Consider the following 23,950-nt stretch of genomic DNA (forward strand, 5'->3'; position numbering starts at 1 on the left):
TGTTTCATACACTAAAACATAAGAAAAGGACAGGAGGGCATCAGGACATAGTATCCACTAAAGCGATACTCCCTTCAGCCTCCAAGCAAGCTGCTCTACGATTGTTCTGAGGCTTTCTTCTCGTCTGTTAAGGGCTGAAAAAGTCGCAGAACGATCTGGGCATCAGGAACGTAGGTGCGAAATTGTTCTGGATCTCGTAGAGCCCAACGGGTGAGGCCATCAAGACAGGCACTCACCACCGCTACCAGTTGATCCGGGTCGCCCGGCGCAACCTCGCCGGTGGCTTGGCCCTCGACAATCAGTTGTTTCATCGTCGCCAACAACATTTGATAGCGTTTGCTGAGCGATTCGCGTATCTCTTCGGGCATAGCATCAGCATCGAGGGCATGTTGAAGCAGTTGATGGGCCTCAAGTGGTTCGCGCTGCCCGCGTGCTCCCACGATACTCGAAATCAGCGTAGCAAGATGTTCCCCTGGTGTTCCAGGCATCTCCACCAGCTTCTGGAACTCGGCAGAATCGTCTGGTACTGTTTGCTTGACCAGTTCAGAGAAGATCGCTTCCTTATCAGCAAAGTAGCGGTAAGCCAGTCCAAGACTAATCTGAGCTTCCGCGGCAATATCAGTGATCGTCGCTTCCATCCCCTTGCGCGCAAAGACGCTCCTGGCACTTTCCAGGATCTTTGCACGCTGCGCTTCACGGATGCGTTGATTCGCTTCTGGCGTTCGAGGCATTCCACTGTCCTTTTCAATGAATAAAAAATTATTTCATTGAAAAATATACCTCTTCAGCCCATCTTTGTCAAGCGCTTTCGGGGAGTGTACCATTCGACCAGAAAAAACTTCTCCTAGTGTTGACACATCACCTTGCACACGCACTCACTATGTTCTTTCTCTCCAATACAGCTTCGTTGCCGAGTTGATCCTCTCCGCCGAATTCTTGACAACCTGAAAGTGAGCGCCTATAATTATGACTGACTAAGTCAGTCATAATTTGAGAAGGAGGGACAGCGATGCCTCGAACAGCAGAGGCGAAGCAACACATTGTTTATAGAATCTATTGAGACAGAGAAACGAAGTGAGGAAGTCATGAACCCCATGCCGAAAGGCAGGGGCTTGTCGAAGGGCTGAGACAATGCAAGTCATGTCTAGTGGGCTACTTCGGTAGCAGTCGCGGGATGGGCTAGTTTTCAAGAACGTTCGAGTCCCCCCCCTCGCTTGAGCCTCTTCTAGCCGCGCCCAAGCTGGCACCCTGCGGGGTTAAGCCTGTCCTGCTCTCACGAAGGGGAATATTACCCTGGCCTCGACCAGGAGCAAAGGAAATCCTTTATGCGAATACCTGTTGTAGATAGTCGTGGGGTGGCGTTAATGCCATGTACATCTGCCAAAGCACGACACTTATTCAAGAGTGGTAAGGCACGCCCAAAGCGCAATCGGCTTGGCCTCTTCTTTGTCCAGTTGTGCTACGAGCAAGAACCACAGAATCAACCTCTTGTGGTAGGGATTGATCCTGGTAGCAAATTTGAGGGATTCAGTGTGGTTGGCAGCAAAGACACCGTAATCAATCTGATGGTGGAAGCCCCTACGCACGTGAAAGATGCTATGGAAACGCGCAGGACCATGCGTCGGGCACGTCGGCATCGGAAGTGGCGTCGTCCAAAGCGATTCAACAATCGCCTCAATCGGAAAAAGCGCATACCACCCTCCACACGAAGCCGATGGGAAGCCAAAGCACGTATTGTGGCACATCTCAAAGGCATTCTGCCTTTGACTGATGCTGTGGTAGAGGATGTGCAAGCGGCAACGAGAAATGGGAAAGGAGGGAAATGGAATCTTTCATTTAGTCCGATCCAGGTTGGAAAAGACCATTTGTATCGGTTACTTACTCGTATGGGGCTACAGGTGCATTCGAAACAGGGATGGGAAACCAAACAATTACGCGAGCAGTATAGCCTCAAGAAAACCAAACAAAAGGAGAAGCAACACTTTGAGAGCCATGCGGTAGATAGTTGGGTGTTGGCAGCTTCAGTCAGTGGAGCAACAACGCCAACCTGTCAACGACTCTGGTATGTTGTCGGAGCGGTATTACACCGTCGCCAATTGCATCGCCTACAAGCCTCAAAGGGAGGCGTGCGTAAGCCATATGGAGGCACCCGCTCACTTGGATTAAAGCGTGGAACATTGGTAAGCCATCCCAAATATGGCCTGTGTACCGTAGGTGGCTTTGATCGAAAAAAGCAAACGGTAAGCTTACATGCCTATCGAACGAACAAACGTCTCACACAGGGAGCCAAGCCTGCAACATGTGCTATCAAGACATGGGTGGCATGGCGCAGTTGGCTCGTTCCCCAAAAGGAGAGAAAGGAGCGGCTTTGTGCGCCTCCCCATAGCTCAAGCCAGGGGTTTCCACAAAGCTGATTTGTTAGATGAGTTCAACGAAAAGTGGCACCTTGCGCGTGCCTGGTGCACATCTCGCTTACGAGGTACGCGGCTCTGGCCCCGTCCTACTTCTGATCCACGGCGGAGGTGGCGATGCCCGTGCCTTCAACGGCGTCGTCAAGCACCTCGCCAGCCAGTACACCGTTGTGACCTACGACCGCCGGGGCCTCTCCCGCAGCACGCTCGACAATCCAGAGGAAGAACAGCAGGTGGAGATGCATAGTGACGATGCTCACCACCTGTTGGCTGCGGTCACGTCCGAACCCGCGTATGTATTTGGGAGCAGCGGCGGTGCGGTCGTCGGACTCGACCTGGTCGCACGCTATCCCGAGCAAGTGCGCACACTGATCGCGCACGAGCCCCCATCTCATCTGTTGTCTGGGTTAGAAGAGCGCCATGATACCATCCGAGGAATCGCTCAACGTGAGGGCGCGACTTCGGCGATTCAGCAATTCATGGCACAGATCGGTGTGACCTACGACGACCGGGAGCCGGATGCCGACCTGCCGGAACAAGGGGAGCGACCCACCCAGAACACCATGTTCTTACTGAAGCGGGAATTTGCCATGTATGACCGCTACCGGTTTGATTTCACCGCACTCAGATCCGCCTTGGTCCAGACTCGGATCGTGATTGCTGCTGGAGAGAGCGGACGAGCGTATGTCGGATATCAGAATGCGGTCGCAATGGCGGACAAGCTAGGGACGCCCGTTGTGGAGTTTCCCGGGCACCATGTGGGCTATATCAGTCATCCGAGGGCCTTTTCCGCGAAGTTGCAAGATGTGCTTGGCGAGACACCTCTCCCGTAGGGTGCAAGGGTGACCGCGTGCCGAGACATCGCGCAGACACGCGGTCACCCTCACGGTAGCTCTGGTCATGGAACGTAGCGCATATGGTATCGTTGACGCAACAGAACCCATCCTACGAGATCACGCAGCGCACCAGAGGCGTGGATGGCGAACGGTAAAAGGGAGAATCGTATGGAAGAGCAGGAAGCAAGAGACAATGAACACGATCAAGCAGCAAGAGCTCATTTGGTCATGCTCATGCATGGCCCTATCCCAGTTTGGGAGAAAGTCTAATGCGAAAGCTTAGGTCATACGATGTTCAAATTCCCATGGACTCAGGTATCCAAGGGCTGAATGTCGTCGCACATGGTTGTAATGGCACTCGATATACTCAAAGACGACTGCTCGCGCCTGCTGACGGCTCTACAAATGGGTTCGATACATGCACTCCTCTTTGAGGGTGGCAAAAAAGCTCTCCATGACGGCATTGCCATAGCAATTGGCGACGCGGCTTATGCTGATCTGGACGCTCATCTGCTGTTTTTTGCCGCTTTCGTACAGAAGCCGCCCCGCCTCCTGTTTGCATTCATGAGAAGAGGTCGGTTGATGCGCTGCCATTGTTGCCTCCTTGAAGATCACTTCTGTTCTTTTGCTCCTTTCACTTTCGACCTCCTATCCAACCAGGACAACATCAGGTAGAGATTACCTCCCTTTGTAGGAGGGATTACTGTGATATGCTAAATAGCAACAGCGACCGTGAACAAGGGGGAGCCAGATATGTAAGAGGTAAATTGGGCATGTTGTCCAAAGGCCGCGGAAATTCCGCTCACACGGTTCTTCATTTCATACGGTCCTTCATTGAGCAACTCGTCAAAGAGCGAAAAGCCTCAAACACCATTGAGAATTACGGAAGAGATCTCAACGATTTCTTATCTGCCTTTCCTGAAATTCCCTTTTCGGAATAGCTCGAAGCCGGCGAAAGCCGGATACCTGATTATATCGATTGATTATGAAATCGAGAGGTAAAACGAGAAAAATGAAGAATCTACAGATAGAAACAAAATCCTCATTGTGGTGAGGTTTACCACTATCTCTAAAACGTCCAGTGAGGCTCACGCGTGAGCTAAGGAGAATTATATGTCAAAAAAGACCGTGACCTATTCCTGGCAGGATAAGGCGAGCTATTCCTGGCAAGATAGCAAATTGCTCTTGCTGACGCCCCTGGGTTCGCTACTCGTGCTGTATGGATTTACTGCCTCATGGTTCGCGTACCCGAATGCATCTGGCTGGGAGATAGCGCTCGATTTCGCCAGCAAGGATCTGATCCTTTTGTCGGGCGTGGCGCCGGGCGCACCCGCGCTGCTCTGGCTGGTCCCCTGTACGGCGCTCTTGCTGCTTGGATGTGGGATTATGCGCCTATTTTGGGCGCATCTTCGTTGGGGGCGTATCTGGTCATTGTTCCTTGTTGGTGTATCTCTCGTGCTCATGAGTAGTTTCTGCTTTCCGCTGTTTCCCCCTGAGACCCTGCAACATCTCCGCGGAGGGGACTTGCAAGTGGGTTTCTGGTTGACCGGTGGCGCCTTACTGCTCTCGGCGCTTGGCTTGCTTATTCCAGATCCAACGCAATGGATCATGAAGGCTGACCAGCAGCCAGCGCCAGACACGCGCATGTCCCGGCGACACGCGCTGACCAGCGTGGTGAATCTAAGCGGATTACTGGTGGTTGGCAGTGCAGTGGGCCTGGATCTGGGCTGGCTTACCCACCCATATGTGACGCGCCGCCAGGTGCTCTCTATCGTAGGGTCACATTATTCATCTCTGGATGGGATGAGAAAGCTGGTGTGGTCGTCTGACAATACTTCACTCGTGGAATGTTTGAGTGGCGTCTTGCACTCCTGGAAGATCGCGACCGGTCAGGTGATGCAGACCTATATATCTCCTCCCTCTCCCAATGGTAATATTGTTGGAGAAACCGACAAATCTTTCAATAACATTGCGCTCTCTCCCGATGGTCGTTGGATCGCGGCTGCCGTGAATGCTGATGGAGTGAGTATCTGGGAAGCAGCGAGCGGACATTTCGTGCAGCGCTTTGCCCCTGTCGAGCGGAACCCGATCCTTAGCGAGTTCTATGGTGGCGTTGCGTGGTCGCCTGATGGCACCGCTCTCGTAACAAGTAAGTTCATCTCGGAGAATCAGGCGGTGTTGTTTGTGTTGCGGGCGAGCGATCTAAAACCTCTGGCCACATATCCACTCTCAGACACTGCCCGAACGATGGCCTGGTCAGGCGATGGCCGGATGCTTGCGGTGATCACGGATCAGGTGGACGTGTGGGATATCTCCCGTGGCAAGAAGATCTGGACGTACCAACCGCCACGCTACTCTGTGAGCTCCGAGACCGAAAAGTTCAGAATGAGTGTATCAGATGTGGCCTGGGCCTCCGACAGTCGGCGTCTGGCGATTTCGTTGAGTGCTGGCATCCCAGGCGATGGTTTTGCCGGCCAACCTTCCCCCGTGCTGATTTGGGATATCGCCGCGAATCGGCAAATATGTTCCTGCCAGGGACACTGGGGAAGCTCCAACGGGCTGGCGTGGTCGCCTGATGACTCCAGGATTGCGGCTGCCGGGTCGGACTGGACGGTCCAGATATGGAATGCGCAGACAGGAGCACAGCTCTTAACGTACCAGGGGCATCGCGACACTGTCTGGTCGGTCGCCTGGTCGCCTGATGGCAACTTCCTTGCTTCTGGTTCTGCTGATCACACAATCCAAATCTGGGAAGCGCCTCGGCTCTAAGCACAAGCGATTATGATGGTGTTCTGGGTTTTCTCATGACCACGAGTACAGACACAACGTTTGTGTGTATCTAACCTGTAGAGCATAATGAAAGAGGACTCAATGCTTGATCATGATAACCTGGAAGAGTTCCGCGATCCGCAGACCTTTGATCTAGAGGACGAGGGCTACTATGCTGATTGGCCATTAACCAAGCAGTGGGCGCGTTCGCTTGGTGGACCGCTGCTTGACCTGGCGTGTGGAACAGGACGTATTGCCCTGCGCATGGCTGCGGAAGGTTACCAGGTTACAGGCGTGGACATAGTACCAGAGATGATTGAACGGGCTCGCCAGAAGGCTATTCAGCAGGGCGTCTCGATTGACTGGGTGGTGGCTGATGCGCGCACATTCCACCTCCAGAAGCGTTTCCCATTCATCTATATGCTGGAAAATGTCTTCCAATTCTTTCTGACTCGAGAGGATCAGGAAGCGATGCTGGCACGTGTCCGGGAACACCTGGAGCCGGAGGGATGTTTCCTCTTTGAAACGCGCAATCCCACCCCGCGCAATCTCCTGGAAGTCCGCCATCCCGACCCACCGAAGTACACGCTGCCTGATGGGGGACAACTTCTAACCACCGAAGAGCAATATTATGATCCCATGACCCAGATTCAGCACTATACCCGCCAGCTCACGTTCCTCCATCCAGATGGTCAGCGCCAGGAGAAGACCCTTCACACGAACCTGCGCTACGTTTTCCCACAAGAAATGGAAGCCTTGCTCTTCTACAATGGATTTCAGATTCGTGCCTGCTATGGTAACTGGCAACAGGATCCTCTGACCGCTACATCACCCGCGATGATCTATGTCTGCCAGAGGCGTAGCTAAATCCATGCATCAAATCGCTCAAGCTATGACAGGCCGTCTGTTGTGGATGTACCACAGAGAAGCTAACTGGTTCTAGCCCACAAACGTAAGTGGCAGACCAGCCCGACGTGCACTTTAAGGGCGGCGCTGTTAATACGTATTAACAGCGCCGCCCCATTCTCCTATCTCTCCTTAAAGACATTCCTGGCGATGCTGATGCCATTGAGGGCTGCCGGGAAACCTGCGTAGACCGCCATCTGTATGATGACTTCTACAATTTCCTCTTTCGTCGCACCAACATTGAGGGCGGCATTAATATGGACCGCGAGTTGGGGCTGAGCTGTGCCAAGGGCGGTACACATAGCGACGGTCGCGAGTTCCGTGATCTTGTCGTCGAGTCCGGGACGACCGATAACATCGCCATAGGAGAACTCGATGATGAAGCGCCCCAGATCGGGGGCAATACCCTTGAGGCTTTCGACCACGGCCGCGCCAGAGCCACGGCTTACGCGCTGAAGCGTTTGCATGCCATGCTCGTAGCGGTCGCCTGTCGTTGTGCCGCTATCAACCGCTGGTTTGTCTCCGCGTTGCTCGAAGACCTCACGGGTCGCCGTGATCCCATTGAGAGCCGCGGGAAAGCCAGCGTAGACACTTGCCAGGATCAGGATCTCGACAATCTCCTCCGGTTTCCAGTCAAGGTTCCTTGCTCCATGGATATGGTAGCGGAGCTGGGGCGCAGCAGTACCCAGGGCTGCCAGGGCGGCTACAGTACAGATCTGCCGGGCCTTCAAATCAAGATTAGGGCGCGCTAGAACATCGCCATATCCAAATTCTACAGTGAAGCGGCCCAGCGCGGGCGCGATGTCGTCGAGGGTGCGAATGGGGGCGTCATAATTCTCCCCGCCGACCTTCTGGAGAATAGCTATTCCACGCGTATAGCGGTCATCATCCTGTGCTACTTTATCAAATGTATCTACTTTTTGTTCATTCATACGATAAGATTCTTCTTTCTAGCCTCGCTTAGACCTTTCTAGAATATCACATCCACATATGTTGGTCATGTCCGAAAACCGCTAGACACGCTTCTCTTCAAGGCGTATAATAGCGCTTGCTCGCTTCGCTGGTGAAAATGAAGCCATGGCTATTGCAGCGCATCTTTGGACACGCGGAATATCTCCTTTGTCAGGAGCAAGATAGAAATAGAGAAATTAGGAAATCCATTAAAAATGCAGAAAGCACTCAATTTTCCTCGCTCACTCTGGGTTCTATGTATAGGCACCTTTTTTAACCGTATTGGTGGTTTTGTCAGTGCCTTCCTCATCCTCTACATGACAACCAAAGGTTATACCGCTACCCAGGCGGGTATGGCTGCCAGTGCCTATGGTATTGGCAGCATCAGTGCTGCTGCTCTTGGCGGCTATTTTGCGGATCGAATGGGGCGGCGAAATACAATTATGCTCTCTATGTTTGCTTCAGCCGCCACCATGCTTGTGCTATCGCAGGCAACAGCGTTGTGGCTGATTATTGTGCTTGTTACCCTGGCGGGCCTGGCGACGGAGCTGTATCGTCCAGCCTCCAGTGCGCTTATCGCGGACCTCGTTCCATCCGAGCAGCGGGTGGGTGCGTTTGCCCTGTATAGATTAGCAATTAACCTGGGGGTGACCGCGGGATCAGTAGTCGCGGGCATCCTCGCCAGCCACTCGTTTATATTGCTCTTTATTGGTGATGCCTTGACCTCGGTCATCTTTGGCCTGTTCATTCTCTTTGCCCTTCCCGCTGATGTGCGTAAACGGGCAGAGCCGTCATCCAGGCAAAGCAATTTCTTCCAGGCTGTATTGCCAGATCGCGGCTTTCTCATCCTCCTGGTAGCAGGGATCGCCGTTGCCTTTGTCTATCTGCAACACCTCTCTACTATGGCTCTCCAGGTTCAGGCGCTTGGCTTATCGAATGCTGTCTATGGGTTATTGCTTTCAGTCAATGCCCTCGCTGTTGTGTTCCTCGAATTGCCAATTAGTGCCATAACTCGCCGTTTTCCCAGGCCTGCTGTGATCGCGTTTGGCTTCCTGCTTATCGGGCTGGGCTTTGGCTTGCTCGCGTTCGCGCCCACTATTCCCTTGCTGGCACTGGCTGTGGTCATCTGGACACTTGGCGAAATAGTCCAGGGACCGGTCACGACCGCCTATGTGGCAGATCTCTCGCCAGCGCATCTGCGAGGGAGCTATCAGGGGGCCTGGGGTATGACCTGGAGCCTCGGTCTGATCCTGGCCCCTCTGCTTGGCACACTTGTTTTTACCTGGAGCACGACTGGTTTATGGCTCCTTTGCGCTCTGCTAGGAACGCTGGCAGCGGCGAGCGTGCTGCTTATCACACGCCCCAAAGATCGGCCAGAGCAGGCCATCAGCAGTTCAGAGACCACCCTGGCCGAAGTAGGTATGCGGGAATAAGAGGCGAATTGCAACAGCATAAAGCAGGATTGTTAGTGGGGAACGAAGTGCTCCAGGGGCGGCAGGCGCTGGACATGGGTAATAAAATCCAGTACATCGGGGATGGCAGGTGTGATCGTTAGCTCTACGGGTTGGTGGCTGCGTGGGCGAGGACGCGTGTTCAGGGCCTCAGACTCGCTGAGCCAGCCCGATTGGAGCCAGGTCGTATAGGGCACAAAGGTGGCGGCTCCCCGGCGCGCGGGTTGACGGCGTGCGTTCCCCGTGTTGATCGGCGTCAGTGTGACCTGTTCCGCGTAGCGTGCCAGCAGGCGCTCGGTATCTATGCTGAGCACAATCTGTGGGCGCTCCTTCATCGCCCCGCGCATCCGGTTCAATCGCTCGGGATCGAGCCAGAAAAAGACGCGGGCATTGAGCAAAGAGTACCATTGGGCTGGCGTCATCTCGTGCAGGCAGCGCGCCAGGGCCGTGGGTGGCATTGGCTTCTGATCCCGGATCAGGATGCCTCTGGGCAGTGTGAGCGATTCGGTACGCTGTTGCTCAAGCAAGCTCCTCTTTTGCGTAGGCAGACTCACCTGCTCAAGAAGGGCCTGGGCGCTGAGGAGGCCGTATTGCTGGATAAAGGGCCAGTTGCCCTCCTCAGCTATGTGATAGATTGTGGATGGTAGGCGTTGTTGTGACATATGTATGTTTACGCTAAGGCGACCTCACTGGTTGGTTTGACTGTGATGGTGTGCTCGGGAGAGCCAAAACCATTGAGGGTTGCGTTATGATGGGCGACAATCTGCTCCGCGTTTAGCACAACACGATCAATGGTGGAATGGGCATCGCCGACCAGCGTCACATCATAGCCGTGACTGATCGCGGCCCGGCAGGTGGTATCGATGCAGAAATCGGTGCGGCATCCCGTGATGACGAGATGGGTAATCTGACGCGCCTGGAGTTCCTCGTCCAGCGTCGTGGCGAGAAAGGCATCGGGTGAGCGCTTGGGGATAATTGTCTCGCCTTCCAGAGGTGTGATGGATGGGTGAATGCGCCAGCCACGCGTGCCAGGAACCAGGGAACTGGGCGCCTCCTCCTGGTGCTGGATATAGATCACAGGCGTTCCGCTGGCGCGTGCCTGCTTCAGGAGATGCGCGATATTGGCTAGCAACTCCTCTTCGTGATAGGTCGGCCGTCCCGGAACCTTAAAGAGGGCCACCTGCACATCTACAATAATCAATGCTGTCTGCTTGCTCACGTTTGGTGTCTCCTTTGTTACCCCCGGCCCGCTTCTTCCAGCCTGGAGCATATTGTCGCCCCCATTATACCTCATCTTCCCTCCATTCATCGACGCCACGCCGCGCCCTCGAATGGGGGGTTACTCCGCATTGATTTATCTTATGGGAGCAACAACCAATCTTCCAATGCAATATTCCAAAGAATCACACCCAATTATTTTGATTTAACAGGCAGAGATGCGTTGAATATAGAATAGGCTATTTTGCGTGTTTTTATGAAGAGCAACGGAGTGCTATTTATGCTTCAGAGAACGGTGTCCTATAAGACGCTTCTACGAATCGTTGGTGCGTGCTTTCTCCTCTATGGGCTCTACCTGGTTGTCGTTGTCTTCACTGCGCAAATAAGTTCAAGAGGCAGCATAGAATATGATGGTCCGTTGGTTTTTGAAGACCCAAATGCAGTGATAAACTATATCTTTTGTGGTGGTTGGTTCTTTGGAACCCCGGTCCTGCCTGGTAATTTGTACACGTTTGGCCCCTATACACCTGGTCCTCTTTTCTGGGTGGGTATTAGCTTCCTCTGTCTGGGTGTGGCGAGTAGGCGTGTATGGGTGGCGTATGGAGCTCTGCAGATCGCACTCTGGTTCATCAGCCTATCTATTTGGTTTCCCATTGCTATTCTGAGTGGTATTACAAATTATGATCCAGGTGTCTTTGCACCTTTTGCGCTGGTTACTTTTGCGATTTCATTGGTTCTCCTGGCTTGCTATAAGCCTGTGACCCGCTTCTTAAGTAGGCATTTGGAGTCAAATAATGCGGCACCGATTGCCTAAATGTGGGCGCCATAGTTGTATTGGGAAACGTGGACGGCCTCGTTTGCGTTGACAAACAGAAGTATGCAAGTTATTATGTAATTGTCTGCGATGACATCGTTGTCATTTTTGATTGAAGTGGGGAAAATGGGTACATGTTCGAACAGTACACCCTGTTGTGCAGGCAACAGGTAGGGATGTTGTGCTGTCTTTATGCTGCTAATCGTAATTTGGTGAAAACAAGGAGGTTTTTTCGTATGAAACGACGTACCGCTATTGGTGTGTTGGGTGGGGCACTTTTGAGTCTGGTTGGTTCACCTCTCATCACCGCCTATGCAAGTGAGAGCAACCAATCACGCGCCATAGCCTCATATGCTGCCTTGCAGAAGTATTTTTATGTTAATGATGGCTCCTATCTCTATCATGAGCAGTACCCGGTCGCAGCCACGGATAACGCTTACTCCTATGAGTGGCCCTTTTCGCAGGCGCACGGCGCAACGCTGGACCTCTCAAACCTTCCTGGAGAGGCTGGGCGCGCGTATCGGGATGCTGTCAATGAACGCTGGTTGGGCCAGGAGCGCTACTGGAACACGACCGGGGCGACGGGTTTGCCGGGGTATGACTCCTATGCACGCACGCCTTATGGCAATGGCGGCGATAAGTTCTATGATGACAATGAGTGGGTTGGCCTGGCCTCCATTCAGCGCTACAAGATGTGGGGGGAGGATGCTGTTCTGGAGCGTGCTAAGCGGATCTTCGCGCTCGTAGTCTCTGGTTGGGATAACGATGCCACGCATCCCGCGCCTGGAGGTGTCTTCTGGACGCAGGCTCCCTGGAGCCATGATCGCAACACGGTCTCCAACATGCCCGGCGCCGAACTGGGCCTGCGTCTCTACCAGGTGACTGGGGAGCAGCACTACTTCGATTGGGCGAAGAAGATGTATGACTGGACCAATACCTATCTGCTCGCCCCCAATGGCTTGTACTGGGATCATGTCGACTTGCAGGGGAATATCGAGAAGACTCAGTGGAGCTATAACCAGGGCGTGCCAGTAGGCGTCAATGTCCTGTTCTACCAGGCGACTGGCGATGCAACCTACCTGCAGCGCGCCGAGCAGATCGCCCAGGCCGCGCTCGCTTTCTACGGCACCACAAATCTCGATAAGCAGCCAGCCTTCTTCAACTCCATCTTCTTCAAGAATCTGCTCCTGCTGCAGTCTGTCAATCATAACCAGGACTACGTAAAGGCCATGCAGGCCTATGCGGATCGTGCATGGGAGAACAATCGCGATGCCACGACGGGTCTCTTCCACTTTAATGGCTCTCAGTCAACGCAAATGATAGAGCAGGCGGCGATGACCCAGATCTACGCCGTTCTCTCCTGGAGCCCTTCCCAATATCGTATCCTATATTAGCGACGCGTCCAGGTAGATTGTAGAGCAAGAAGAGCGTAGTGTGATCGATCACACTACGCTCTTTCGCTTTTTTGTGGAATATATGCTACAGAAGGCAACCTTGACAGGTCGCCTGGCCCTGGCGTATGCTCCTGCTCACGATGAGTGTGTTTGCTCTATGGTTGAGATAGTAGGAAGAAGTGTGATCGAATGCGCATACGACCCTTTCGCTACGATGATATTCCCGAGGTGCTGACGGTGCAGTGCGAGGCGGCGCGTGTAGATGGAACTGAGGTAGTCAGCGCGGAGGATTTTGAGTCCTGGTTACGCGACGAGGCACTTGACGCGGCGGAGAACGCCTTTGTGATTACGGATGATGACGATGAGCTGAGCACCTGGAGCCAGGCGGGAACGCTGGAGGGGGTCGAGGGCGAGATCGCAGGCTATACTCTGGTGCGCCTAGAGAGCGATGCAGAGGCCTACCACTTCATATGCCAGGGGGCGGTCATGCCCCAGCAGCGCAGACGGCGTGGTGGGCGCCTCTTGCTGGTGGGCGCGCTCAACCGGGCGCGCGTCATGGCTTATGAGTTTGATTTCGAGGCCGAGCAAGCGGGGATACCTATCTATTTTGAGGTACTGCTACCCACACGCGACGAGGGCGCGCCCCACCTCGCCGCCCTCTGTGAACTGGAGCCAACTGACGATCCAGCCCCTGAGAGCTTTCGTCTCTACCGTCGTGAGCTATAACGGGTCCACAAAGCGAAAAGAGAGAGGCGCACGTTGTGCGCCTCTCCTTTCAATTTATTTACTAATCACACTTTGCGGTAGGTGGTGGTAACAGCGTGGGTGCCATCGGCGAGCTGCTCAATCTCGTAATCGCCAAAGAGAATGGGGTCGGCCAGGTGCAGGCAGAGGAAGATGCGAACTGCCAGCTCGCGAATCTCGGTCTCCGCGTGGGCGTCGGCGCGCATCTCGATCACGTGTCGCCAGGAGCGGACATTGCCCGTGACCACGATGGGGGCCTCGGTCTCGTTCGGGAGCACTGAGCGGGCCGCCTGCTGGACCTTCTTGCGCAGGTCAGTGCGGGCCTCGGCGCTCAGAATTGTCGAGCCCTCTTTTTGCATCTCCAGCAGGCGCTTGGTGAGTTGGGCGTACTCTTCGGCGGCGCGGTCGACGCGCTGCTCAAACTGGGTGTGTAGCTGTGCGTCATCGCGATACTCTGGGCGCTCCACAAAGCGCAACATGCGGCCTGAGACGTACCTCTGACTCAGCTGGGAAAAACCCATGCCCGCCCTGTGCCGGATCAGCTCGTGGGTCAGGCTGCGAGAGACGCCGTAGAGGAGCAGGCTAAAATTGGCGTGCTCGAAGACCGAGCCATGGCCGGAGGACTTGAGATTCTCGAAATAACGGCTGGCATTCTCATTCATCGTGCGTTTGGGGCCAAAGCTCATATAGCAGGTCTGTCCGGCGATCTTACAGAGTTGTGAGCTTTCTGGAAGGGTGGTGGGATCATCGAGATACTGGCTAAAACCAAGTGAGGTATCAAAACCATCAAGGAAGCCTGCCAGGCCGGTGGGGTTGGTCTGAGGGCGCGCCAGCATCACGACTCCAGGAACCTGTAAGTAGGGCGTCCCACCTGGAGTGTGATGGACTGGCGCATGAATCGTGGCAAAGCCTGCATTCTCACTTCCGTTATATTCCTGGAAGAGAGTTTGTGCGTCGAGAGCAGACAATGAGAACCTCCTTGTTGACTGGTGTATTCGCTAGAAATCGACCCCTAGTCTAACAGGTTCTCGGCTATTTGGCTACCTTCTTAATACGAAAACCAACGCCGCTCTCGCAGCTAGCGCTAGCGCGCTCAGGTTTTCGAAAAAGCATTACCCGTCTATTGACTCACGGACTCAGGCGGTGGGGCGAGCAGCTTTTCCAGGGTTGAGCGGCGAATACGGTAGGCCTGGCGAGCGCCTCGGTGGGGAAGAGTGATTGCTTCAAGCACTCCATTTTTGATCCAACGGCGCACAGTGGTATCATCCACACGTAATTGTCTTGCAACTTCACGAACTGTCAGCAGTTCCGCATCGTCGTATTCCACAGAGCCCTCTTTTCTGGTCATAAGGCGTATAAGAAAGTACACCTGACCACAATAGCAGAAGAACGTTAATAGCAGAAGAACGTTGAAGAAATTAAAGTATACCTTGGGTTCGCGCGATGAGTGATTTGATTATATAAACGGTTAAGGCACTTATTAGTAACAAAATCCCTAATAGCCGGGATACACTGTAATTACGTGTACCCCACTGGAATTGTTGTATCAACCACCAATCATAGACATGCTGCGGTTCGCACGCTTAAAGCGTTTATCCCCGATGTAATGCTTCAACTCTTTATGCCACACTGCTTGTCGAATTACGCGGGCAAGTTCCACGTCATCTGCATCGGAGCGAACCACGGAGCGCAGATCGGTCTCTTCAGTGGCGAAGAGGCAGGTGCGCAGCTGGCCATCGGCGGTAATACGGATACGATCACACTGGGCGCAGAAGGGTTCGCTTACGGGATTGATAAAGCCTACTTCGCCAATGTTATCGCTAAAAGTATAGCGGCGCGCGGTCTCAGAGGGATCACCGGAGGTAATAGGGACCAGGGGGCCATAGGCGGCCTCAATGATGGCTTTAATCTCGCCACCGGTTAAGATATCTTCTTTGCGCCAGATCTGATCGGCATCGAGGGGCATAAACTCGATCCAGCGCATGACATAGGCTTTATCGCGTGCGAAGCGTACAAAGTCCAGGACCTCGGCCTCGCTAAAGTTGCGCATAGCCACCGCATTGATCTTTATGGGATGGATGCTGGGATAGGCGGCCAGCGCGTCCAGTCCTTCGAGAACGCGATCAAGCTGGTCACGGCGTGTGACCTGGGTGAATTTCTCATGTAGGAGCGTATCCAGGCTGACATTGATGCGCGTCAGTCCCGCCTCGGCCAGGGCTTTGGCCTGTTGTGGAAGCAGGATGCCGTTGGTGGTCAGGCTCAGGCTGCGTAGCCCTTCCAGTTCATGAAGCTGGTGTACCAGCTCGGGAAGGTCGCGACGCACCAGGGGTTCGCCTCCCGTCAGACGAATCTGCTCAATGCCCATGCTGACTGCCACGCGACTGATGCGCATGAATTCCTCATAGCTCAAGATCTCAGCCTTTTTTAGCCAGGGAAGCCCTTCGGCGGGCATACAGTAGGTACAGCGAAAGTTGCATTTATCGGTCACCGAAATGCGCATGCTTTTGATGCGTCTTCCGTAGCTATCGACTAAAGATTCCATTGGTTGGCCTCCCCCAAAAGACTGTCTTGAACATGTTTTGCTCTATTTCACTATATCATATTTACGTGCCAATGTCACAGATCTGTCACGGGAAATAAGTACTTTGTGTTACAATGTTAAATAAAAGCAGTTAAATGCATATTGTGTATGTGCTGTTCGATAAAAAAAGGTCCGCCCCTTGTGTGTAGAGGGGCGGACCACTTTGTGTGTGTATTGCCATGGACAGGCAATGATGTGTGTTACGAGCGCGTGTGTTTTTTTATGCGTCGTAGTACAGTGAGAACTCGATGGGCGTTGGGCGCAGGCGAACGATGTCATTCTCCTCGCGCTTCAGCTCGATGTACTTCTCCAGGATGTCGCTGGTGAAGACGCCGCCCTCAAGCAGGAAGGCGTGATCGTTCTCCAGGGCCTTGAGTGACTCTTCGAGCGAGCCAGGAACCGAGCTGATCTCATTCAGTTCTTCCGCCGACATATGATAGAGGTCCTTGTCGACCGGGCCAAAGCCGTAGTCGCTGGGCTCGATACCGCGCTTGACGCCGTCCAGGCCAGCCATCAGCAGGGCCGCGAAGAGCAGGTAGGGGTTGGCCGTTGGGTCGGGCGGGCGGAACTCGATGCGCTTGGATTTGGGGCTCTCTGTCAGCGGGATACGAACGGCCGCGCTACGGTTGCCTTTCGAGAAGACCAGGTTGACGGGTGCTTCGAAGCCGGGAACCAGGCGCTTGTAGCTATTGGTCGTTGGAGCCGCGAGGGCCATGAGGGCCGGAGCGTGCAGCAGAATACCACCAAGGTAATGGCGTGCCATCTGTGAGATGCCAGCGTAACCGTCGGCATCGTAGAAGAGAGGCTTCTCGTCCTTCCAGAGGCTCTGGTGTGTGTGCATACCGGAGCCGTTATCGCCATAGACTGGCTTGGGCATGAAGGTCACGGTCTTGCCATACTTGCGCGCGATGTTCTTAATAACGTACTTGTAGAGCAGAATGTTGTCAGCGGTCTTGAGCAGGGTGCCGAAGCGGATATCGATCTCGGCCTGACCGGCGGCGCCAACCTCGTGGTGCTGGGCCTCGACAGGGATACCCAGGGCCTCAAGCTGAAGGGCCATCTCGGAGCGCAGATCCTGCATGGTATCATTTGGCGCGACGGGGAAGTAACCGCCCTTGACGCGCATCGAATGACCCAGGTTGCGGGAACCGTCATGGCGAGTCGCCTTGTTAGTGTTCCAGGCCGCCTCGTCTGAATCGACCTCGACGCTCTGAATATTATCGCTAGAGGTGTACTGAACGTGATCGAAAACGTAGAACTCTGCTTCGGGACCGAAATAAGCGGTGTCGGCAAGGCCACTGGACTTGACGTACTCTTCAGCCTTGCGCGCGATGTAGCGGGGGTCGCGGCTATAGGGCTTACGGGTGCCGGGATGGGCGATATCGCAGATCAGGCTGAGCGTGGGGACAGTGGTGAAGGGGTCCATGAAAGCAGTGGTGGCGTCGGGAATGACTACCATATCGCTCTCATTGATTGCCTGGAAGCCTCGAACGCTGGAGCCGTCGAAGAAGAGGCCCTCTTCAAAAATAGATTCTGCAAGCGCACTGAAAGGAATGCTGAAATGCTGCCAGGTTCCTGGAAGATCGGTGAATTTCAGATCGACCATTTTGGCGCCATTTTCTTTTGCAAACCGTAAGACTTCCTCTGGGGTCATCAAAGTTTTCTCCTCTCGCGTTCAATCCCCGCGTCATTGCTGGTATTTAGTGGCTTGCCTTGCGCACTTTGTTGATGTGTTTAGATGTCTTTGGGTCATTCTGCATAATATAGTGGTCGCTTCCCAGCATCGTGCCAGGACTCAACTTCTGTACATATGATATGCTCTCAGCCCATGAGATACTACAGTTACTTTACCCGAAAGTTTTAGCCATACTTTTGTATATAGTGCACAAAATTTTGTGAAGATAACTAGGTAAAAAGACAGCTATTACCTCTTCTCTGAGATGCTCCGGCTCCTGCTTGCTAGCAATCGCGATGGCAATCATCTCCTTGTGCAAATCCCCTTGTATCTCGGGCATATTGCATTGTATTATCGGCAGATGAGTGGCAGCACTTGAGTCTTGTCTCCAGCGTTTGAAAAATGAACCAGCTAAAGCGATTCTTGAAAAGGTATGTTACATGCAAAAAACACAACTAATCTTGATCGAAGGGATTTCAGGGTCTGGAAAATCCACGCTCGCACAATTTCTTGCCCACACGCTCATACGCTCTGGTATTGCCTGTCGATGGTGGTATGAGGAAGAAAAAGGACACCCTCTCTACGTCTTCCATGATCGAGCCTCCTTACAGGACACCGTCAATAACTTATCCACCGGACACTATCAGAAGGTCATTGATGCCGCTCTGGAGAAATGTAAAGAGTTTACTCAAGCCATTCAGTCTTCTGAGAACATTGTCATTCTCGATGGATGTCTCTTTGGTTATCTCACCTGGAGTCTCTTTCCTTTGGATATTCCAGATGCGGAGATCCAACGCTATCTCTCGCAAGTCGAGCAAATTATCGAGCCTATTTCCCCCAGCCTCATCTATTTGTATCAACAGGATATTGCTCAGGCATTGGGGAAAATTTGCCAACGGCGTGGGAGTGAAACGCGGGCATGGCTGATGACTCAGGCAACCCAGTCATTCTATGGAAAACGACGAGGGCTCCAGGGATTTGGTGGGATGGTAACATACTGGAAAGACTTTCAGATACTTATCGATGATGCATTTGCTCGTTTTAATGGTTCCAAGCTAGCTTTAGAAAACTCAGCAGGAGACTGGAAAACATATGAGCGAACAGTTTTAGACTTCCTTGATCTGCCAATAGAGGAGGACGTCGCAGCAGTTTCTCCTTCCGCACAGGAACGACTTGTTGGTATATATCACTTCGAAGAAGGAAGTTGTCACGTCTTCCTGGAAAAAGACCAGCTTATGGTTGATGGCATACCACTTATCTGGCAGCGAACAAGGCTCATCCCACGAGATCATAATGTGTTTGCCGTCGAGTCACTGCCGTTCATAGTAACCTTTGAAGAAGATACACATGGAAATATCACAGGAATGAGAGCAACAGGGCCAGAATTGTTACATGGAACGGTTGAGCGTCTATATGTACGAAAAGATACTACCGAAAGAGAAATAATTGCATAATGGATTTCAAGCTGACTAATGTCCAACAAAGAGCTCTTGATTACGTGTATCAGAAGGCGATACAGAATAAGAGTACTGATAGAGAAAGAATACAAAAGATATTAAATGTATGCGAGATTGAATGTGACGTCGTTGACCTTATCAAAGCCATCCGTGATCTATCACACCTTACGATCAACTTTCACCCCGACCGGCTGCTTGCCGATGGCCGTTCAGTGATTGCCGCGCTGTATGAAGAAGGCATATACCGTAGCCAGTTTGAGACTAGGATTTCTAATGGTAGGCTCACTGCCTTTGCTGGCGGAGACCGCGATATGTGGGAAGCAGCCATGCTTGGTGGAGCATATCAGACTCAGGGAGTAACCGAGGCAGAACGTCCTAAGTATGCTGGACTAAATCTTATGAACTACAGTGACGGGGCCTGCCCGCGCTTTGGCTCCTGTTATTTACGCTTAAAGGCACATGTAGTACAACGCGCGACGCTTGTCTTTGGTGATAGTGTATCGGATCCTCAGGATATAGGGGTCATAAACGCCTTTGAACCGGTTCTTGCTGGATTACTGGAAGAAGTTAAGGCTCATGGAAATGCGCTCGGGCGCAGAGAGGTAGATGTTACCACATTTGTTCATGCCTTGCTTCATCCTGGTAATACAAAAGCGTCGCTCTTCCATAGGTCACGGGGGCGCGCGCTTGATGATTACATTGAGGCGCAAATACACGGTGAACTGTGTATGGCAGATGATGTAGATGCGCTTGTCGCAGACCCTTCATTCCAGAACACGGCAACCGGTGAGGTATTGGAGGCAACCGCGAAGAAGTTTGGCTTTCCCCTTGAATGGCACGAAGGCTTTGAGCTTCCCTTAGAAGAGGTGCCGAGCGACTTCCGTGGACCAGAAATGCCTCCTCTTGCCCAGCGCGTCTTGGAAAATCACGCGTTAGAGGATGGCTATCTTAATGCCGCAACGATTGGGCTTGCGGCAGTTTCGGTTGTTGCGGACCCTGAACAGTGGCAAGACTGGAGATCACCCAAAGACACACTGCAACACATCAAGTATTTGTGGCATATTCTTGTGGTCTACGGAAAGCCCAGGATGTAAGTACAGGCCACGTATGAGGGTATTTGGTCGCGCTGGAAAAGTTGAATAGGGTGAGAATCTGGCCTACTGGCGCTGAGCTTTGTAGCCGTTAGATGTAATTGATGAGCATACCTCTTGGAGAAATATCCCGAATAATTAGAAAAGCTGCAAAGAAGAAGTGGTATACTATCAAATTACAGGCAACGCTATAGAATTTTTTGACCATAGTTCGCGTTCTATTTGTTAACAGGTATGTTTTTACGTCCTTCTTAATTGAAGAAGAAATTTGGAGGGCTTGTGGCTAGGATGGCTACGGCTTGCAGCGCAAAGAGGCGAAGTGCATGAAGAATCAATCTGATGGCCCTATTTTGCCGCTAACGAAGGTTATAAGATTTATAATAACTTTCACGCTTTTTATAACACTTGTGTATTTGCTTAGTTTTTTGCATATACTTCCAGATTCATGGGGAAATTTCCTTCCAAACCTGGCGACGATTCTGGCCGTACCCGTAGGCATAATTGCTATCTTAGCTGCTCTCAAAAACTTTGAGAAGGCAGTAGTGCAGGTAATGCCTCGGCCTACCGCCTGGGGACCTCCAAAAATTCCAAAGATAAATAGAAAATTGTGGATGTTCGTGGGCCTGGTAGCAGCCGTGGTTTTGATTGTTGTGGGGGGATATCATTATATATGGCCTGCACCTCAATCTACTGTGCCTCCATTACTCTTCTCATATTCAACTCCTGATGGCCCTATTGGAATTAGTGATGGAAGCTATGTCTTCGATGTAAAGACGCGAAATAATCAAGGGCATCATAATGAGGCCCTTAAACAGCAGGCTGCAGATGCATTTAGGAACCAGAACTTCGATCAGGCCAGGCAGCTTTGGGGTCAAGCTATCTCTGGTGACGATTCAGACGATGCTGAAGTCTTAATCTACCAGGAAAACCAGCGGATTATAAACTCCGGCAGCCCATATATCACCTTTATTACCGTCACCCAGCTCACTGGAAGCCACGAAGAATATGGGATTGGGCGAGAGGACCTGCAAGGCTACTATGTGGCACAAAAAGAGTTTAATAGCCAGGCCGGCCCATTTCGTGTCCGTTTGCTTATCGCGAATATAGGCGACCAGGAAACGTATGCGCAACAGGTCACGGATCGCATTCTCTCTTCGTATCAGCAAGATCCAACCATTAAAGGGGTTCTGGGATGGCCCGAGCGGACGCAGCGCATTAATTCTATGCTTCTGACTATGTGTAATAAGTATATTCCCATCGTGACTGTGTCTGCAAATGATAGTCGTAGTTCAGATGGTTGTAACTATAATTTTAGTGTTGCTCCTACGATTGACTCACAGGCAGCTACGGCAGTCCAGTATATCAAATCTGTTCTCAAGAAGAAACGTGTGTCTATTGTGTACGATCCTGCTAACGAATATAGCCAAAGCCTTTATAGAAGCTTCATTGATGATTTTCGTCGTGATCAGCCTTCGGATGCGGCTATTGTGGATCGCGAAACGTACAGCATATATAGTAGCAATACGTTGCCAGGGTTACTGCGCGCCACGTTGCGGGGCAAACCAGACCTTATTTATTTCGCGGGATACCCGGCCGATCTTAATACTGTAATACAGTCGTTACCTGCTTCCGGGGGGGTAGACGTGATGGCTGCAAATATTGTCTACCAGGCTCCTCACTTTCCCAAAGTACAATCTGTAGACCATGTACGCGTTTACTTCACTGCTTTTGCGTACCCAGATCAGTGGGGAATCCTTCATCTGGCTCAGCCAGATTTCACGCAAGAATATATAAATGCCTATGATCCCCAGCAATTTCATCGAGGAGCCTATGGTTATGAGCGCGCTAATGATAGTGTGATGATTGCATATGACGCTTTAAAGTCCTTGATGGTGGCCAGTAAGGGCTTTCAAGACAACAAATTTCCTATGGATCAGCTACAAAGGGCTTTATTCAACAGTAAATATAAAGGCATTACTGGTGATGTCCGCTACAACCAGGGCAGTGTTGATACGAAACCAGTGGTCGTCATCCAGTTCACTCATGGTTACAACGTCTTTAAAGGTGTAGATGGTTGCTATGATGACAACGCGCAAGGAGGGTGCTTTGACGTCAAAAACAATGGACGCCCTTAATGATGCTATCATGCATATGCGGGCCGGGCGAATAAAGCGACGGGCTTTTCTGGAACGTGTCATTGCCCTGGGCTTAAGTGCAGGGGCTGCTACTTCGCTGCTTGAAGCTTGTGGGACTATCTCTACGCGTTGTACGCCAAATGGCTGGGTTAGCCAGCCGAATACGATTGTCTGGAGTAGCGAGCATGACGATCAGGAAGAATTTATTAATATCGTCAAGAATTTTAACGCCCAGAATACCAATGCACATGTCATCTATAATAATGCTCCATTTAAAGATAATGCGCAATATAAAGATACGGTAAGCGCTCTACAAGCATGCGCCAGCGAGATGGACGTCATTTCAATAGATGTCGTCTGGCTAACAGAATTTGCGCATAACCAATGGATACTTCCACTAACGGAGGCGATTAAATCGAGCGTATTGCAGAACTATAAAGGGTTTCAGAGCATTGTAGACAGCTGTTCTTATAAGGGGCAACTGTATAGCGCCCCCATTCGTTTTGATCTAGGCATGTTATATTACAATACTGGCTTTGTGTCTTCTGCTCCACAAACGTACGACGAGTTAAGGGAGCAAGCGTCTCAGATACTTGCCAACTCACAGGGGAAAGAGCTAGACGGTTATGTATGGCAAGGCGCTCAGTATGAAGGGCTGGTGTGCAATTTTATTGAGGTTCTCGCCGGTTTTGGAGGATCTTTTTTCGCGGAAGATGATCCTACGAAAGTAACTATTAATAGCTCGGAAGCCCATGATGCTCTATTTGAGATGGTAAATTGGCTATGGTTGGCCAATATCTCTCCTAATGGTCCCAATGGTATAACCACCTATCAAGAGAATGACGCACGTGTAAGATGGCAGAATGGCTTTGCGGTATTTATGCGTAACTGGTTTAATGTGCAACAGCTTGTAACAGATCCAGGTATCTCAGCCGTTCAAGGTGAAGTAGCGTATACCGCTATCCCTCATAGCAAATCACAGCCTACTGGTCACTCCTGCATTGGTGGATGGCAAGTGGGGGTAAATGCCTCTTCGATAAATCAGGATCTCAGCTGGCAGTTTATTGATTTTTTACTAAAGCACACGAACGACTATCGCCCTACTGACGTTGTAGGTGATGCTTCTCTGAAGAGCATGTATACGAACTCGGTAGCGCGTCCACAATTGCCTAATTACAACCTGATTTCAGAAAGTATTCAAAGACACGTTTTTAGTGCCCTCACAAAACGTGAGACACCATCAGAGGCACTGGCGAAAATGGAAGAAGAGCTGAAGCAGATTATCTCCAGATAGCAGGCATAGTATTCTTGTTCATCCTCACCCCCCTTTTGCATGAAATATGTCATATGTGGTGCTGTAGGGCAAGCTGACCAACACTCTGTACCCGTTATGTGGGGTTGATGAGTATAAAAGGTAAGAAGCGAAGAAGTCGTGAGGCGCGTTGAAGTCTTGCTTGCAGTTGCTGAGGTAATGCGTGTACTATTATACATGCATATATGATAGATAAAATGTGCGA

The 23,950-nt window shown here is 51.9% G+C and carries 19 protein-coding genes and 1 pseudogene; 11 read left to right on the forward strand and 9 right to left on the reverse strand.

Features of this window, described 5'->3' with window-relative positions; translation table 11 throughout:
- Positions 1–95: 95 nt before the first annotated feature.
- Positions 96–731 (reverse strand): TetR/AcrR family transcriptional regulator, encoded by a 636-nt coding sequence (locus tag JMJ16_RS32620; RefSeq protein ID WP_201388399.1) that lies wholly within the window; start codon positions 729–731, stop codon positions 96–98.
- Between the two features lie 594 nt (positions 732–1,325).
- Between JMJ16_RS32620 and JMJ16_RS32625 the strand changes: the two genes are divergently transcribed.
- Positions 1,326–2,414, forward strand: coding sequence for an RRXRR domain-containing protein (locus JMJ16_RS32625; protein WP_201388401.1), 1,089 nt, complete (start codon positions 1,326–1,328; stop codon positions 2,412–2,414).
- A gap of 8 nt (positions 2,415–2,422) precedes the next feature.
- Complete coding sequence (locus tag JMJ16_RS32630; protein ID WP_201388403.1) at positions 2,423–3,244, forward strand: alpha/beta fold hydrolase; 822 nt, start codon at positions 2,423–2,425, stop codon at positions 3,242–3,244.
- Positions 3,245–3,526: 282 nt separating this feature from the next.
- Here the strand turns inward: JMJ16_RS32630 and JMJ16_RS54730 are convergent.
- Positions 3,527–3,742: pseudogene (locus JMJ16_RS54730) on the reverse strand (IS3 family transposase); the annotation flags it as partial.
- Between the two features lie 618 nt (positions 3,743–4,360).
- Here JMJ16_RS54730 and JMJ16_RS32645 point away from each other — a divergent pair.
- Complete coding sequence (locus tag JMJ16_RS32645; protein WP_201388407.1) at positions 4,361–6,016, forward strand: WD40 repeat domain-containing protein; 1,656 nt, start codon at positions 4,361–4,363, stop codon at positions 6,014–6,016.
- 102 nt (positions 6,017–6,118) lie between these two features.
- Positions 6,119–6,883: a class I SAM-dependent methyltransferase gene (locus JMJ16_RS32650; RefSeq protein WP_201388409.1), complete on the forward strand. Its 765-nt coding sequence runs from the start codon at positions 6,119–6,121 to the stop codon at positions 6,881–6,883.
- A 161-nt stretch (positions 6,884–7,044) separates the two neighbouring features.
- On the opposite strand, the gene JMJ16_RS32655 is transcribed toward JMJ16_RS32650, so the two are convergent.
- Positions 7,045–7,854 (reverse strand): carboxymuconolactone decarboxylase family protein, encoded by an 810-nt coding sequence (locus JMJ16_RS32655; RefSeq protein ID WP_201388411.1) that lies wholly within the window; start codon positions 7,852–7,854, stop codon positions 7,045–7,047.
- Between the two features lie 234 nt (positions 7,855–8,088).
- On the opposite strand from JMJ16_RS32655, the gene JMJ16_RS32660 reads away from it, so the two are divergent.
- Positions 8,089–9,306 carry an MFS transporter gene (locus tag JMJ16_RS32660; RefSeq protein WP_201388413.1) on the forward strand — a complete coding sequence of 406 codons (1,218 nt, stop codon included), beginning with the start codon at positions 8,089–8,091 and terminating at the stop codon, positions 9,304–9,306.
- 32 nt (positions 9,307–9,338) lie between these two features.
- Here the strand turns inward: JMJ16_RS32660 and JMJ16_RS32665 are convergent, their stop codons facing one another.
- Positions 9,339–9,986, reverse strand: a complete 648-nt coding sequence (locus JMJ16_RS32665) for a hypothetical protein (RefSeq protein ID WP_201388415.1) — start codon at positions 9,984–9,986, stop codon at positions 9,339–9,341.
- 8 nt (positions 9,987–9,994) lie between these two features.
- On the reverse strand, positions 9,995–10,543 hold the full coding sequence (locus tag JMJ16_RS32670; RefSeq protein ID WP_201388417.1) for a cysteine hydrolase family protein: 549 nt from the start codon (positions 10,541–10,543) through the stop codon (positions 9,995–9,997).
- A 1,049-nt stretch (positions 10,544–11,592) separates the two neighbouring features.
- Between JMJ16_RS32670 and JMJ16_RS32675 the strand changes: the two genes are divergently transcribed.
- Together JMJ16_RS32675 and JMJ16_RS32680 are read left to right on the forward strand one after the other, a co-directional pair.
- Positions 11,593–12,750, forward strand: a complete 1,158-nt coding sequence (locus tag JMJ16_RS32675) for a glycoside hydrolase family 76 protein (RefSeq protein WP_201388419.1) — start codon at positions 11,593–11,595, stop codon at positions 12,748–12,750.
- A 189-nt stretch (positions 12,751–12,939) separates the two neighbouring features.
- A complete protein-coding gene (locus tag JMJ16_RS32680; RefSeq protein WP_201388421.1) occupies positions 12,940–13,476 on the forward strand; it encodes a hypothetical protein in 537 nt (178 codons plus the stop codon).
- 65 nt (positions 13,477–13,541) lie between these two features.
- Here the strand turns inward: JMJ16_RS32680 and thyX are convergent, their stop codons facing one another.
- The 4 genes from thyX to glnA all read right to left on the reverse strand — a co-directional run bounded on the left by thyX (position 13,542) and on the right by glnA (position 17,729).
- Positions 13,542–14,462, reverse strand: coding sequence for an FAD-dependent thymidylate synthase (thyX, locus tag JMJ16_RS32685; RefSeq protein ID WP_201388423.1), 921 nt, complete (start codon positions 14,460–14,462; stop codon positions 13,542–13,544).
- Between the two features lie 152 nt (positions 14,463–14,614).
- Complete coding sequence (locus tag JMJ16_RS32690) at positions 14,615–14,821, reverse strand: helix-turn-helix domain-containing protein (protein ID WP_007922981.1); 207 nt, start codon at positions 14,819–14,821, stop codon at positions 14,615–14,617.
- 219 nt (positions 14,822–15,040) lie between these two features.
- The gene (moaA, locus tag JMJ16_RS32695; RefSeq protein WP_201388425.1) at positions 15,041–16,036 is read right to left on the reverse strand and encodes a GTP 3',8-cyclase MoaA; all 996 of its coding nucleotides are present in this window, start codon (positions 16,034–16,036) and stop codon (positions 15,041–15,043) included.
- Positions 16,037–16,295: 259 nt separating this feature from the next.
- Positions 16,296–17,729, reverse strand: coding sequence for a type I glutamate--ammonia ligase (gene glnA, locus JMJ16_RS32700; protein WP_201388427.1), 1,434 nt, complete (start codon positions 17,727–17,729; stop codon positions 16,296–16,298).
- A gap of 461 nt (positions 17,730–18,190) precedes the next feature.
- Between glnA and JMJ16_RS32705 the strand changes: the two genes are divergently transcribed.
- The 4 genes from JMJ16_RS32705 (at position 18,191) to JMJ16_RS32720 (ending at position 23,727) form a co-directional block, all read left to right on the forward strand.
- Positions 18,191–19,204, forward strand: coding sequence for a hypothetical protein (locus JMJ16_RS32705; protein WP_201388429.1), 1,014 nt, complete (start codon positions 18,191–18,193; stop codon positions 19,202–19,204).
- Positions 19,204–20,301: a DUF3626 domain-containing protein gene (locus JMJ16_RS32710; protein ID WP_201388431.1), complete on the forward strand. Its 1,098-nt coding sequence runs from the start codon at positions 19,204–19,206 to the stop codon at positions 20,299–20,301. The genes JMJ16_RS32705 and JMJ16_RS32710 overlap by 1 nt, the downstream gene beginning before the upstream one ends.
- A gap of 320 nt (positions 20,302–20,621) precedes the next feature.
- Positions 20,622–22,433, forward strand: coding sequence for an ABC transporter substrate-binding protein (locus JMJ16_RS32715; protein WP_201388433.1), 1,812 nt, complete (start codon positions 20,622–20,624; stop codon positions 22,431–22,433).
- Positions 22,378–23,727, forward strand: a complete 1,350-nt coding sequence (locus JMJ16_RS32720) for an extracellular solute-binding protein (protein ID WP_201388435.1) — start codon at positions 22,378–22,380, stop codon at positions 23,725–23,727. Before JMJ16_RS32715 ends, JMJ16_RS32720 begins: the two co-directional genes overlap by 56 nt.
- Positions 23,728–23,950: the final 223 nt, after the last annotated feature.

The organism is Ktedonobacter sp. SOSP1-52 (assembly GCF_016587395.1).